This is a genomic window from Streptomyces sp. NPDC127038 (assembly GCF_042725875.1).
Lineage (GTDB): Bacteria > Actinomycetota > Actinomycetes > Streptomycetales > Streptomycetaceae > Streptomyces.
The window spans coordinates 43,995-57,661 of the sequence record NZ_JBHXDQ010000011.1 but is presented as its reverse complement, the minus strand read 5'-3'; the positions used below and the strand labels follow the sequence as shown (position 1 = coordinate 57,661).

The following is a 13,667-nucleotide window of genomic DNA, read 5'->3' as shown; positions in this document are numbered from 1 at the left end:
ATGTTGTGAAGGGTGTGCGGGGTCGACGTGGGCGGCGGGGGACAGGGTGATGGGGTAACTCGGGTGACCCGGGCGGGTGGTGACCTATTGAGCGGGTCGTCGTCCCTGCCATCTGCCGGGCTTCGACACCCTCTCTAGACTCTCAGTAGGCTCGGTTCACCCCCGAACTCACGCCCTTCCCATACGAACCCAGGACACCCGCCATGGCCCGACGTACCAACTCCAGTCCTCCGGGCGGCTCGCCGGGTCCGAGGAATCGGACGCCGCAGCCGCTGCCCCGGCGCCGCCGGACGTTCGGGGACTTCGTGAAGGCGTTCGGGGCGTTCGCCGCCCTGCTGGTGCTGCTCGTCGGCGTGCCCGCCGCGCTGGTGGTCGCCGTGGGCTGGCCCCTGCCGCACGGGGCGCCCTCGCTCGACTGGCTCCAGCAGGAGATCACCGTCGGCACGTTCATCCATGTGCTGACCGTCCTCGTCTGGTTCGCCTGGGCGCAGTTCGCCGCCTGTGTCCTCGTCGAGATGAAGGCCGCGCTGTCGGGCGTCGGGCTGCCGAACCGCGTTCCGGGAGCCGGGCCGAGCCAGCTGCTCGCCCGTCAGCTCGTCGCGGCCCTGCTCCTCGTCGGTGCCGCCGCCGCGAGCTTCACCCCGGGCCTCTCCCAGCTCGGCCAGGGCCCGGAGACCGGCCGCCAAGGCTCCGTCGCCGCCGCCCAGCAGACTCCGGGCGGGCTCTTCGCGCAGCAGCAGGAGCGGGCCGCCTCCGGAGCCGCGGCCGCGGTCGCCGAACAGGCCGCCGACGCGTCCCGGGCCGCCGCCCGCGCGGACGGCGGCACCTCCGCCCGGCACGGCGACACGAAGTTCTACCGGATCCAGCCCCCCGAGGGCCGCCACCACGACTCGCTCTGGGAGATCGCGCAGCGCCACCTCGGCGACGGACGCCGGTACAAGGAGATCTACGAGCTCAACAAGGACCGTACGCAGCCCGACGGGTCCAAGCTGTCCGAGGCCAGCCTCATCCGGCCCGGCTGGATCATGGAGATGCCCGGTGACGCCCACGGCGGCGAGCTCGTCGAGCTGCCCGACGCGAAGCCCGGGATCCCGGAGCAGGTCAAGCACCAGATCCACGACTACGCCAAGACCGGCGACCAGCGGCAGGGGGACGCCCAGCAGGGCGGTCAGGGCAGCCAGGCCGGGCAGAGCGGCCGTGGCGACCAGGACACCGCCCAGTTCCGCGTTCCCCAGCAGCGCGCCGGCGGCGACCACGGCCGGCAGCGTGACGGCGCCACCTCCGACGAGGCCTCCGCGACCGCGCGCGACGGACACGGCACCCGGTCGGCCGCCGAGGGAAGCGGCTCCTCCTTCGGCCTGCCCGAGGCGCTCCTCGGCGCCCCCCTCCTCGCCGCGGGCCTCCTCGGCGCGCTGGGCCGGCGCCGCCGCCAGGCCCTGTGGCAGTCTGCGCTCGGCGCGGTCGCCGGGCGGCGCGGCATGGAACCGCCGGTTCCGACCGGATCCGCCGCGGACGCCCAGGACGCGCTGCTCGTCGGCGCCGACCCCGAGGCCGTACGCCTCCTCGATCTGTCGCTGCGCGGACTCGCCTCCGCCCTCACCGCCGAGTCGCGCCCGCTGCCCACCGTCTACGCGGCCTGGCTCGGCGGCAACGGCGATCTGCACCTCCAGCTCGCCCAGCCCGCCGGAAAGCCGCCCGCGCCCTGGCAGCTCGGCCAGGACCAGACGTTCTGGATGCTGGCCAGGACGGACGCCGAGCGGTACGAAGAGGTCGACACCGCCGCCCCCTACCCCGGGCTCGTCAGCCTCGGCACCATGGACGACTCGCGGCTGCTGCTCAACCTGGAGGCCGTGCCCGGCATGGTCTCCCTGAGCGGGAGCCCGGCCGACCGCGCGGCCGTCTTCGCCTCCGTCGCCGCCGAACTGGCCACCAACGGCTGGTCGGACCGCATGACGATCACCCTCGTCGGCTTCGGCGAGGACCTGACCCCGCTCGCGCCCAACCGGCTGCGCCACCTCGACGGCGTCGAGGCCCTCGTCGAGACCATGGAGGCCGAGACGCGCCAGCGCCGCGGAGCGCTCGGCGCCGCCGGACACGACTCCGTGCTCACCGGCCGCACCGGGCCCGCCCAGCACACCCGTTGGGCCCCGCACCTGGTCCTCCTCGCCGCCGAACCCTCCCCGGACGACGCCCTTCGTCTCGCCGAACTCGCAGCGGACGCCGCCCGGTTGGGGATCGGCTATCTCGTCGGGACCGAATCCGGTGAACTGCCGGGCGCGGCCTGGGAGATGGAGATCACCCGCGACGGCAGGCTGCTCGCCCCGCTCCTCGGCCTCGAACTCGACGCACAACTGCTGCCGGTCGCCCAGCAGCAGGCGGTCGTGGAACTCTTCGTCGAGGCGGACCCGGAGGGCGGGCCCGACGACCCGACCGACTCCCCGCCGTTCCTCGTCGACATCAGCGAACAGGGGCGGCCCGCCGTGTACGCGCGGCTCGTGGGCCCGTACGAGATCATCGGCCTGGAGACGCCCGACGGCGAACGCAGTCCGCTGCTGCACGAGGCGCTGGCGCTGCTCCTGCTGCACCGCGAGGGAGTGCACCCGCGGGTGCTGTCCGCCGCGCTGTGGCCGCGCGGGGTCACCGAGGACGTGCGGGACGCGCTCGTGGAGCGGCTGCGCGGCTGGCTCGGCGACGACCCCGACGGCACCCCCCGCCTCGGCTCCGACGCGACCGGCCGGCTCACGCTCGCCAAGTCCGTCGTCTCCGACCTGGACGTCCTGCGCTCGCTCTACCACGAGGCGACCCAGGGCAAGGGCGTCGACAGCCGGGTCGTCCGCGGGCGGCTGCTCACCGACGCGCTCGTCCTCGTCCGCGGCCCGCTGCTCGCCGACCGCCCCGAGGGCCGCTACGGCTGGCTCACCCACGAGATCATCGACGCCCAACTGCCGCTGCTCGTGGCGGACATCGGGCTCGCGCTCTCCGCGTTCCATCTGGAGAAGGACCGGGCGGAGAAGGCGATCGAGGCGCTGAACGCGTCGATGAACTCGGCACCGGCGGACGAACGGCTCTGGAATGAGCTGCTGCGCGCGACGCACGCGACCGGGGACGAGGACAAGGTGAAGCGGCTCGCTGCGGACCTGGTGGCCCGCAGCGGTACGCGGGGGCTGCCGCCCCGGACGGAGGCGCTGCTCGACGAGCTGCTGCCGGCCTGGCGGAGCGGCGCGGCGGCGGTGGGCTGACCCGACCGGGCCGCGCCGGAGGTCGCCGCGGTCGGCCCCGGTCGGCCCGGTCACCCCGGTCGGCCCGCCGTCGTCGGCCTGGTCGCCCCGGTGGCCGCGGCCGCGGCCGCCCGTACCGGCCGCCGCCTCTTCAGTGCTAGTCGTACCGGAGTCGTCGTACCGGACTGTTCCTGGGGGGAACGCGTGGATCTCGATCTCTGGATCACCGTCGCCGCCGCGCTGTGGGGCGCCGCGGCGGGGCTCCTGGTGCCCCGGCCCGCCTACCGCTTCGCCGTCGACCCGGACGAGCCGTGGCGGGACCGCTGCCCCGAGGGCCGGCCGATCACCGGGGCCGCGCGCGGGTGGCTGGGGCTCGCCCGTTCCCCGGGCGGGACCCGCTACGGCCCCAGCGTTCTCCTCGTCCCGCCGGTCACCGCCCTGCTCTGCGCGGGGCTCGCCCTCGCCACCGGTACGCGCCCCGAGCTCGGCGTCTGGCTGCTGCTGGCTCCGCTCGGCGTTCTGCTCGCCGTGGTCGACTTCCGGGTGCAGCGGCTGCCGGACGCGCTGACCCTGCCGCTCGCCGCTGCGGCGCTGGTGCTGCTCGGCGCGGCCGCCCTGCTGCCCGAACACGCGGGGGAGTGGCTGACGGCGCTGCTGGGGGCGCTCGTGCTCGGCGGCGCGTACTTCGTGCTGTTCCTCGTCAATCCGAACGGCATGGGCTTCGGCGACGTGAAACTCGCACTCGGCCTCGGCGCGGTGCTCGGCTGGTACGGGTGGAGCACGGTCGTCCTGGGCACCTTCGCCGGGTTCCTGTTCGGCGCGCTGTACGGGCTGGCGCTGGTGATCGCGCGGCGCGCGGGGCGCAAGACGTCGATCCCGTTCGGCCCGTTCCTGATCGCGGGCGCGTACGTGGGACTGCTGATCGGGGCGTACGCGGCCTGACGCCGGCCCGGGCGGCCGGGACCGGTGCCGCCCGGTGCGGTGGGCCGGTGCCGCCCCATGCGGTGGGCCGGCGTCGGCCCGCTGCGGTGGGCTGGCGTCGGCCCGTGCGGTGAGCTGGCGTAGGGTGGTTGAGTCTGTCCACAACCCTTACGAAAGGGACGCTCCCGGTGACCGAGAAGGCCGACCTTCAGTCCGTGCTGGACCGTGCTGCCGAGGGTGGGCGGATCACCCCGGAGGAGGCGCTCGTCCTCTACCGCGACGCCCCGCTGCACGCGCTCGGCGCCGCCGCCGACGCCGTACGGCGCCGCAGGTACGCGGGTACGGAGCACATCGCGACGTACATCATCGAGCGCAACATCAACTACACGAACGTGTGCGTCACGGCGTGCAAGTTCTGCGCCTTCTACGCGGCCCCCAAGGACACCGCCAAGGGCTGGACCCGCGACCTCGACGACATCCTGCGCCGCTGCGCGGAGACCGTCGAGCTCGGCGGCACGCAGATCATGTTCCAGGGCGGTCACCACCCGGACTACGGCGTCGAGTACTACGAGAAGCACTTCGCCGCGATCAAGGGCGCCTACCCCGAGCTGGTCATCCACTCCCTCGGTGCCTCCGAGGTCGAGCACATGGCCCGGATCTCCAAGGTGAGCGTCGAGGAGGCCGTCCAGCGGATCCACGCGGCCGGTCTCGACTCCTTCGCGGGCGCCGGCGCCGAACTGCTCCCGGCCCGCCCGCGCAAGGCGATCGCCCCGCTCAAGGAGAGCGGCGAGCGCTGGCTGGAGATCATGGAGATCGCGCACGGCCTGGGCGTCGAGTCGACGTCCACCATGCTGATGGGCACCGGCGAGACCAACGCCGAGCGCATCGAGCACCTGCGGATGATCCGTGACGTACAGGACCGGACGGGCGGCTTCCGCGCGTTCATCCCGTACACCTACCAGCCCGAGAACAACCACCTGAAGGGCCGTACGCAGGCGACGCTCTTCGAGTACCTGCGGATGATCGCGATCGCGCGTCTGTTCCTGGACAACGTGGCCCACATCCAGGGGTCCTGGCTGACCACCGGCAAGGAGGTCGGCCAGCTCTCCCTGCACTACGGCGCGGACGACCTCGGCTCGATCATGCTGGAGGAGAACGTCGTCTCCTCCGCCGGAGCCAAGCACCGCTCCAACCGCATGGAGATCATCGACCTGATCCGCAAGGCGGACCGCGTCCCCGCCCAGCGGACCACGACGTACGAGCACATCGTCGTCCACGACGACCCGGCGAACGACCCGGTCGACGAGCGCGTCATGTCCCACATCTCCTCGACGGCGATCGAGGGCGGCACGGCGCACCCCGAGCTCAAGCTGCTCGCCTCCAACTGACGCACCCATGCCGACGATTCACGTGGCCGAGGAGTCGGCCGGGACGGCGGTCCTGGCCGACGGGGCGACCGTCGCCGCCATCGGCCCGTACGAGGAACTCGCCGCCGCCCATCCGGAGGCGAAGGTGCGGCGCTGGCCCGGCATCCTGACGCCGGGGCTGCTGAACCCGTACGGCCCCGAGCTGCTGGAGGCCACGTACCACCCGGACCCGCGCGAGGCCGAGGGCTTCGGCACCGAGCCCATCGGCGGGGAACGGGCCAAGCGGATCTTCCGCGCGGACCCCACCCGCCTCGGCGCGAGCGCGCGGCGCGGGATCCAGCGGATGCTCGCGCACGGCACGGTGGCCGTGGCCGGGGAACTGCGGTCGCGCTCGGTGGCCGACGCGGTGCGCAGGGCCGGACTCGCGGTGGGCCGGAGGCCCGACCGGCTCCCGGGTCCGCCGGCGCTGTCCCCGGCCCCACTGATCCTGCTGCCGGCCCTGGTGCCCGGCGGTCCCGCCCGGTTCGCCGTGTTCGACGTCGCGGACCGCGCCGAACTGGTCCGGCGCGGTGCGGGGACCTGCGTGGCGACCGTGATCGGCGGACGACTGGTGTACCGCGCCCGCTGATCGCGGGTCAGCCCCTGCTCAGATCAGCCCCTGCTCAGATCAGCCCCTGCTCAGATCAGCCCCTGCTCGGGTCGGCTCCCGTTCGGGTCGGCCCCCGCTCGGGTGCGCCGCGAAGGCCGTCGCCTCAGCCCGCCAACGCCCGTGCGAAGGCCCCCGGACTCTGCCGTACACCGCTGCAGTCGGTCGCCGCGTCGCCCGCCGTGGAGCTGCCCTTCTCGCACGGGCGGTCCCGGAACGTCGACCACATCGACACCCAGGCCACGCCCTTCTTCTCGGCGAACGCCCTCACCCGCGCCGCGTCCGCGAGCCCGAACGTCTCCTCGCGCACGTCGTTGACGCCGATCATCGAGGTCAGCGCGAGCCCGTGCCAGGCGTCGGCGTCCGACAGGGCGAACACCTTCTTCAGCTGGGTGTGGGCCGCCTCGGCGGACGCGACGGCGTAGTCGCCCATGTCCCCCGCGTACGAACTGCCGTAGTTCATGGTCATGATGTCGACCGTCGAGACGTCCACGGAGTGGTCGTCGGCGGACTCCAGGAGGGCCAGGGCGTCGGAGTCCAGGCCCGAGGGCATCACCGGCAGGGTGAAGGACACCGTCAGCCCGGGACGCTTCTTCTGGAGCAGCGCGATGGCCTCGGAGCGCCGGGCGACCGAGGCGGCGTCGCTCAACTGGGCGCCCTCGACGTCGAAGTCGGCCCGGGTGGAGCCTGCCGCGTCCAGTGCCGCGCCATAGGCGGCGGCCAGAGCGCTCGCGCTGTCGCAGGCCGACGCCAGCTCCTTGCCGGACGCGCCGCCGAAGGACACCCGCACGCCGGCCCCGGACTTCGCGAGCGCCGCGACACGGGACTTCACGGCCGGGTCCCCGATCGCGTACATGCCGTCCCACTTCGGTGTGCAGCCTCTGCCGTCCGAGATGACGAAGGCCAGGTTGTACGTCGTCGGCGACCCCGCCGAGTCGGTGCCCGCGGGGGTCGTGGCGCTCACGTACGGGGCGTACGAGGTGGCCGACCCCTTCGCCGCGCCGGGGTCCGCGGCCGCCGCCGCCTTCCGGCCGGTCCCCGCCGACGGGTCCGACGCGCCGCCGCCCGAGGAGCACCCCGTACAGGCCAGGGCCACCAGACACACCAGCCCGGCGGCCGGTTCCAGGAGACTCCGCATCGTGCACGCACCCGCTCTCGTGATGTTTCCGGACGGCTCGTCATGTCTGACGCGGGACGGATGGGGATGGTGGCGTCCCGACCGGAAGTGTCCGCTGTCGGCCGGGTACTGATCCTGACGGCCACCCCCTTGTCCGGCCGGGTCCCGGGTGTGACCGCCCGGAAGGGGCCCGACCGCCCGGAAGGGGCCCGACCTGCCGCCGTAGCCGCTCGAAGGGTGAATCTGGCCCCAGTTGGCCGTGCATGGACGTGTACAACGAGCCAGGTGCGATCTTGGTTACGGAGCATGGGAGAAATCCCCACAGAGAGGCTGACGTTCCCCATGCGTCGTTCCCTGCTCGCCGCGTCCACCGCGGCGACCGCTCTTGCCGCCGCCCTGTCCCTGGCCCTGAACACACCCGCCGCCGCCGGAGCCGGCCGTGGACACGAACCCGAGCCCTGGGTGAAGCGCAGCGCCGTGATGCGGGCGAATCCCAAGGACTTCCATTCGCTGTGCAGGAGACAGAAGGACGGGGTGCCCGAGATCCGCACCTTCCCGCTGTTCGAGCACAGCAGGGGCTTCACGGCGATGGAGGACTTCAAACGGCAGGACCCGGACGGAACGGTCTTCTGGTCGGGCCACGACCCGAAGCACCCGGAGAACACGATCTCCGTGTCGATCATCGGAGCGTGCGCGGCCGGTCCGGTCACCCTGTCCGGCGAGATCGAGGACGGCTTCCGCCAGTACGTCTACAAGCCGCTGCCCAAGCGGCCGGGCCGGTATCTGCTCCAGGAGATCGACGCCCTGAAGCTGCCCCCGAGCGGACAGGGCGTCGACACGGTGACCGCGCCTCCGACCAGGTCGGTCAGGCCGCAGCCGGGCCGTCGGATCGCCACCCCCGACAACCCGGCGGCCATCGACATCGTCGTCGCCTACACCCCGGCCACCGTCACCGAACTCGGTTCGGTCTCCGCGGTCCAGAGCCGTATCCGGTACGGCGTGAACCAGCTCAACAGGGCGCTCGCGACCAGCGAGGTGCCCGCCAGCGTGCATGTCGTGAACACCTACCAGACCCAGGCCACCGGCGTCGCCCGTGAGAACGCCGGCACCCTGCTGAGCATGCTCAGCAACCCCGCGAACACGACGCTCGGTCTCACGGCCGCCGCCCAGCGGACGGCCTTCGGCGCGGACCTGGTGGCGCTCATCGCCGCCATCCCGCCGGAGGACAGCTCCGGGCAGGCGAACCTGCCCAACCCGGCGGGTACGGGGACCAGCAACAACGCGTTCTCGGTCACCAGCGCCTTCTCCATCACCGCGTGGGAGAACCTCGCGCACGAGATCGGCCACAACTTCGGTCTGATGCACGACCGCAAGACCGTGATCGCGCAGGGCGGCACGACCCCCGTAGGCACCCAGAACTACGGCTGGGTCACCGCCGACCAGCGGCACCACACGATCATGGCCTACTCCAGCGCCTGCACCCAGGCGTGCACGGTCGTCAACCAGTACTCCAACACCGTCAACCTGCTCAACGGGGAGGCCCTCGGCGACGAGAACAACAACAACGCCGCCGTCGCCACGCGCGCCGCGGAGTTCCTGGCCGGCTACCGGACCTCCCTGGTCACCAACCGGGTCTCCCTCACCATGAACTCCAGCCCCGTCGCCGGAGGCAGGCTCAAGCCGAGCGAGTACGGCCCGTACGACCCCGGTACGCAGGTCACCGTCACCGCCGAGGCGGACCCCGGCTACCGGTTCAGCGGCTGGGAGGTCGACGGCGTGCCCCAGACGGACACCACGCCCAACTACACGATCACGATGAACGCCAACCACACCATCACCGCGCTGTTCACCGAGATCCCGGAGCCCCCGCAGTAGCACCCCCAGCACCACCCGGCGGCCGGTCACCGAGGCCGCCGCGCGGCGCCGCACCCCTTCCCGTGCTCCACGGGGCCGGGTGCGGCGCCTCTCGCTTCCGTCCTCGGAGCGGCTCCGCGGCCGGGCGCCGCGGAGCGGCCGGGACCGTACTGCCACAATGGGACGGTGACCCGCGCATCCCTGGACAAGCAGCCGCACGAAGTCGCCTCGATGTTCGACGACGTGGCGGAACGGTACGACCTCACGAACGACCTGCTGTCGCTCGGCCAGGACCGGGCGTGGCGCAAGGAGGTCGCGAAGGCGGTCGACGCGCGCCCCGCGCAGAAGATCCTGGACCTCGCGGCCGGCACCGCGACCTCGTCGCTCCCCTTCGCCCGCACCGGCGCGTACGTCGTCCCCTGCGACTTCTCCCTCGGGATGCTCCGCGTCGGCAAGCGCAACCACCCCTGGCTGCCGCTGACCGCGGGCGACGCGACGAAGCTGCCGTTCAAGGACGACACCTTCGACGCCGTCACGATCTCCTTCGGACTGCGCAACGTCCAGGACACCGACACCGCTCTGCGCGAGCTGTACCGGGTGACCAAGCCGGGCGGGCGCGTCGTGATCTGCGAGTTCTCGCACCCCACCTGGGCGCCGTTCCGCACGGTCTACACCGAGTACCTGATGCGCGCGCTGCCCCCGGTCGCCCGCGCCGCCTCCTCCAACCCGGACGCCTACGTCTATCTCGCCGAGTCCATCCGCGCCTGGCCGACGCAGCCGGAACTGGCCGAGCGGCTGATCAAGGCCGGCTGGTCCAAGGTGGCCTGGCGCAACCTGACGGGCGGCATCGTGGCCCTCCACCGGGGCTACAAGCAGGCCTGAACCGGCCGTCCCGAGCCCTGCCAGGGAGGATCTCGGCAGGGCCAGCTACCTCAGGACGGCGAACGGGTCGCCGGGCAGGTCGAGTTCGCGGCGCAGCCCGCCCGACGGCGGGCGTGGCGGGCGCGGCTCGCGCACCCCGGCGCCCCCCTCCGCGTCCCCGAGGTCGAACCACACCGTGACGACGGCTCCGCGCGGCACCTCGGCCCCGGGCTGCGGAAATTGCCGTACGACGTAGTCGACGACCGTCCGATGGAAATCGGGCCGGTCGGGCGCGGCGAGCAGAACACCGCGAGCCTCAGCCGTCTCACGCGCGTCCACGGCCATCAGACCGACGAGCCGCGGTACGCGTATTTCGGGTGTCTTGGGTGTTATGCGCACAGACGTCACCCCCAGCGGTACCGGAAGGGTAAGCCTCGCCCCGCCCTTCCGGAAGCCGTCGGAAGACGCGCCGGGTCCCCGCTTGGGCCCCGGTCCCGCCAGGCGGTCACAGGGCCAGCCGGTACCGGTGCCCCTCCTGCTGGGACGAGGGCAGGGTGAACCGCTCGGCGAGTTCCATCCCGAGCCGCCTCGTCACCGCGATGGAACGGGCGTTGCCCGCGTTGACCATCGCGACGACATCGGTGACGCCCGCAGCGCGGACCCGCTCCAGGGTGGTGCGCGCAGCCGCGGTGACGTACCCCTTGCCCCAGTGCGCCCGCCCCAGCCGCCAGCCGATCTCGATCTTCCCGGCCGGACCCCAGCCGTGCGGCCACGGCTGCGCCCCGGTGAAGCCCAGCACCTCGTCCCCGGGACCGAGCATCGTCCACAGGCAGAACCCGTGCTCCGCGTCGTGCCGCCGCTGGCGCGCGGTGAGTTCCTCGTAGACGGACCGCTCGGCCGCGCGGCCCCCGTGGAACTCCATGACCTCGGGGTCGTCGAAGACCCGGTGCCAGGCGAGGGCGTCCTCGTCGGTGGGCACGCGCAGTCGTACTTCGGGGAGAGCTCGGTTCACGGGGCAGCCCTTCAGCCGGGTGATCGGTACCGCTGCATAGACTGCCCATGTCCAGTGCCCGTCGGCACGTTGATTTCGAGTCTTGGGGAGACCCCGCCGTGACCGAGCCCCAGCCGCTCTCCGAGAACACCGCCGACGTCATCGTCGTCGGGGCCGGGCCAGCCGGTTCCACCACCGCCTACTACCTGGCGAAGGCGGGGCTCGACGTCCTGCTCCTGGAGAAGACGGCCTTCCCGCGCGAGAAGGTGTGCGGTGACGGACTGACCCCGCGCGCCACCAAGCAGCTGGTGTCGATGGGCATCGACATCTCCGAGGAGGCGGGCTGGCTCCGCAACAAGGGCCTGCGCATCATCGGCGGCGGTGTCCGCCTCCAGCTCGACTGGCCGGATCTCGCCTCCTTCCCCGACTACGGACTCGTCCGCAAGCGCGACGACTTCGACGAGCAGCTGGCCCGGCAGGCCCAGAAGGCGGGCGCGCGGCTGTACGAGCGCTGCAACGTCGGCTCCCCGATCCTCGACGAGCGCACCGGCCGGATCATCGGCGTGAACGCCAAGCTGGGCGACGCCGACTCCAAGGAGAAGCGGGAGGTGACCTTCCACGCCCCGCTGGTGGTGGCGGCGGACGGCAACTCCACCCGTCTCTCCCTCGCGATGGGCCTGCACCGCCGCGAGGACCGCCCGATGGGCGTCGCCGTCCGTACGTACTTCACCTCACCGCGTCACGACGACGACTACCTGGAGTCGTGGCTGGAACTGTGGGACCGCCGGGGCGCCGAGGACCGGCTGCTGCCCGGCTACGGATGGATCTTCGGCATGGGCGACGGCACCTCGAACGTCGGCCTCGGTGTCCTCAACACCTCCGACTCCTTCAAGGAGCTCGACTGGCGCGAGGTCCTGAAAGCCTGGTGCGCCTCGATGCCCGAGGACTGGGGCTACACCCCCGAGAACATGACCGGCCCGATCCGCGGCGCGGCCCTGCCGATGGCCTTCAACCGTCAACCTCACTACACCAAGGGCCTGCTGCTCGTGGGTGACGCCGGCGGCCTGGTGAACCCCTTCAACGGCGAGGGCATCGCCTACGCCATGGAGTCCGGCCAGATCGCGGCCGACGTCATCGTCCAGGCCCACGCGCGTGCCACTCCCGGCCAGCGCGAACTGGCCCTCCACCGCTACCCGCGGGTCCTCAAGGACACCTACGGCGGCTACTACACGCTCGGCCGCGCCTTCGTGAAGCTCATCGGCAACCCGAAGGTCATGAAGATCGCCGCGCAGCGCGGTCTGACCCACCCGATGCTGATGAAGTTCACCCTGAAGATGCTCGCGAACCTCACCGACCCGACCGGTGGCGACGCGATGGACCGCATCATCAACGGCCTCTCGAAGGTGGCCCCGAAGGCCTGACCCACACGTGCCGCCCCGGTGGTCACCGGGGCGGCTCCGGACGCCGTCGGCACCGGCCACCGGGCCCGGAACAGCCCGAAGGACCGCTCCCCGCACAGGAAGCGGTCCTTCGGGCTGTCAGTCGCGGGTCAGAGCACGCGCACCGCGCCCGTGGCCGGGTAGCCCGAGAGGTCCTGGATCACGACGCCCTTGGACGGGTTGGCCGCGTCGAGGTACTGACCGTTACCGATGTACACACCGACGTGGTACGCCGAACCCGCCGCACCCCAGTACAGAATGTCGCCGACCTGGACATTGGACAGGGAAACCGGCGTACCGGACACCGACTGGTCCTGCGAGACGCGCGGCAGGTCGACGCCGACCTGCTTGAACGCCGCCTGCACCAGACCGGAGCAGTCCCACGCGTTGGGTCCGGTGCCGCCCATGACGTACGCGTCGCCGACCTGTGCCTTGAGGAAGGCGATGACCGTCGCGACACTGCCGCTGGCCGGCGCGGCGACGTTCGTGGACGTCGAGGCGCTGGCGGAGAGCACCGACCGCGCCGAGGAGCGCGAGACGGCGTCGGCCGCGGCGGCCTTGCGGGCGGCCTCGGCCTTCTTCTTGGCCTCGGCCTTCGTCTTGGCGTCCGCCAGGTCGGCCTTGGCCTGCTTGGCGGCCTTGGCGGCCGCCGCGTCGCGCTCCGCGTCGAGCTGGTAGTTGGCCGCGGCCTGCTGGGTGGCGTCCGCGGACTCGGCGACCTGCGTGGCCAGGTCGGCCGTCAGGGTCGGCAGTTCCATGGTCTGCGTGACGGGCTCGGCGGCGCTCGCCGAACCTGCCGCCGCGGCCACGGCCAGGGTGCTGAGGACGCCACCGGCAACTCCGGCGCGCATCGCGAGCGACGGGGCGTTGCGACGGGGCTTCCGGTGGCTTCGTATGTGTGCGGTGTGGGACATGGGTACTAGCGGTACCAGGGGCTCCTCCATACCTTCAAGAAACGTGTGGTGCGCCACAGTTGTTCAATCGGCCGCCGAATTCGTCGCCTGTAACTCTTTATTGACGCCGTAACGGGCATTGCGGACACTGTCCATCAGGGCCGTGATCATGGCCTTTCAGTAATACGTCCGAATTGCCCGCCGCCTACCACCGGTTGAAGAGGTTGGCCAAGCCCGGCTTATCTGACCCATAGGTAGATGTGGCGCAGGTCACGGAACGGTCACCCGGGCGGTGGCGTCCCGCGCGTGAAGACCGGCCGCCTCCGGTTCGCCGCCGCTCGTGAACGCGTGCACGCGTCC

11 protein-coding genes are annotated in these 13,667 nt (G+C 72.2%); 7 read left to right on the top strand and 4 right to left on the bottom strand.

Features of this window, described 5'->3' with window-relative positions:
• Positions 1 to 203: 203 nt before the first annotated feature.
• The 4 genes from ACFWI4_RS11225 to ACFWI4_RS11210 all read left to right on the top strand — a co-directional run bounded on the left by ACFWI4_RS11225 (position 204) and on the right by ACFWI4_RS11210 (position 6,134).
• Positions 204 to 3,239: a BTAD domain-containing putative transcriptional regulator gene (locus ACFWI4_RS11225; RefSeq protein WP_387193775.1), complete on the top strand. Its 3,036-nt coding sequence runs from the start codon at positions 204 to 206 to the stop codon at positions 3,237 to 3,239.
• Positions 3,240 to 3,422: 183 nt separating this feature from the next.
• Entirely contained in the window at positions 3,423 to 4,160 is a 738-nt protein-coding gene (locus tag ACFWI4_RS11220; protein WP_387193772.1) for a prepilin peptidase, read from the top strand.
• Between the two features lie 167 nt (positions 4,161 to 4,327).
• Positions 4,328 to 5,527, top strand: a complete 1,200-nt coding sequence (gene mqnC / locus ACFWI4_RS11215; protein ID WP_351863092.1) for a cyclic dehypoxanthinyl futalosine synthase — start codon at positions 4,328 to 4,330, stop codon at positions 5,525 to 5,527.
• Between the two features lie 7 nt (positions 5,528 to 5,534).
• Positions 5,535 to 6,134, top strand: coding sequence for a hypothetical protein (locus ACFWI4_RS11210; RefSeq protein WP_387193768.1), 600 nt, complete (start codon positions 5,535 to 5,537; stop codon positions 6,132 to 6,134).
• A gap of 124 nt (positions 6,135 to 6,258) precedes the next feature.
• On the opposite strand, the gene ACFWI4_RS11205 is transcribed toward ACFWI4_RS11210, so the two are convergent.
• The gene (locus ACFWI4_RS11205; RefSeq protein ID WP_387193765.1) at positions 6,259 to 7,290 is read right to left on the bottom strand and encodes a chitinase; all 1,032 of its coding nucleotides are present in this window, start codon (positions 7,288 to 7,290) and stop codon (positions 6,259 to 6,261) included.
• A 321-nt stretch (positions 7,291 to 7,611) separates the two neighbouring features.
• Between ACFWI4_RS11205 and ACFWI4_RS11200 the strand changes: the two genes are divergently transcribed.
• On the top strand, positions 7,612 to 9,144 hold the full coding sequence (locus ACFWI4_RS11200; RefSeq protein ID WP_387193762.1) for a reprolysin-like metallopeptidase: 1,533 nt from the start codon (positions 7,612 to 7,614) through the stop codon (positions 9,142 to 9,144).
• A gap of 165 nt (positions 9,145 to 9,309) precedes the next feature.
• Positions 9,310 to 10,005: a demethylmenaquinone methyltransferase gene (locus tag ACFWI4_RS11195; RefSeq protein WP_387193759.1), complete on the top strand. Its 696-nt coding sequence runs from the start codon at positions 9,310 to 9,312 to the stop codon at positions 10,003 to 10,005.
• Between the two features lie 45 nt (positions 10,006 to 10,050).
• On the opposite strand, the gene ACFWI4_RS11190 is transcribed toward ACFWI4_RS11195, so the two are convergent.
• Together ACFWI4_RS11190 and ACFWI4_RS11185 are read right to left on the bottom strand one after the other, a co-directional pair.
• Complete coding sequence (locus tag ACFWI4_RS11190) at positions 10,051 to 10,383, bottom strand: PASTA domain-containing protein (RefSeq protein WP_385401942.1); 333 nt, start codon at positions 10,381 to 10,383, stop codon at positions 10,051 to 10,053.
• A 106-nt stretch (positions 10,384 to 10,489) separates the two neighbouring features.
• Positions 10,490 to 10,996 (bottom strand): GNAT family N-acetyltransferase, encoded by a 507-nt coding sequence (locus ACFWI4_RS11185; RefSeq protein WP_385401945.1) that lies wholly within the window; start codon positions 10,994 to 10,996, stop codon positions 10,490 to 10,492.
• 98 nt (positions 10,997 to 11,094) lie between these two features.
• On the opposite strand from ACFWI4_RS11185, the gene ACFWI4_RS11180 reads away from it, so the two are divergent.
• On the top strand, positions 11,095 to 12,396 hold the full coding sequence (locus ACFWI4_RS11180; protein ID WP_385401948.1) for a geranylgeranyl reductase family protein: 1,302 nt from the start codon (positions 11,095 to 11,097) through the stop codon (positions 12,394 to 12,396).
• Positions 12,397 to 12,524: 128 nt separating this feature from the next.
• Here ACFWI4_RS11180 and ACFWI4_RS11175 read toward each other — a convergent pair whose 3' ends face one another.
• Positions 12,525 to 13,358 (bottom strand): C40 family peptidase, encoded by an 834-nt coding sequence (locus tag ACFWI4_RS11175; RefSeq protein WP_385401950.1) that lies wholly within the window; start codon positions 13,356 to 13,358, stop codon positions 12,525 to 12,527.
• Between the last annotated feature and the right edge of the window lie 309 nt (positions 13,359 to 13,667).

What these genes read in the sequence shown, in the direction of transcription:
- ACFWI4_RS11205 (WP_387193765.1), bottom strand. Translation starts at nt 7,290, where the DNA reads ATGCGGAGTCTCCTGGAACCGGCCGCCGGGCTGGTGTGTCTGGTGGCC.
- ACFWI4_RS11210 (WP_387193768.1), top strand. Translation starts at nt 5,535, where the DNA reads ATGCCGACGATTCACGTGGCCGAGGAGTCGGCCGGGACGGCGGTCCTG.
- ACFWI4_RS11225 (WP_387193775.1), top strand. Translation starts at nt 204, where the DNA reads ATGGCCCGACGTACCAACTCCAGTCCTCCGGGCGGCTCGCCGGGTCCG.
- ACFWI4_RS11200 (WP_387193762.1), top strand. Translation starts at nt 7,612, where the DNA reads ATGCGTCGTTCCCTGCTCGCCGCGTCCACCGCGGCGACCGCTCTTGCC.
- ACFWI4_RS11175 (WP_385401950.1), bottom strand. Translation starts at nt 13,358, where the DNA reads ATGGAGGAGCCCCTGGTACCGCTAGTACCCATGTCCCACACCGCACAC.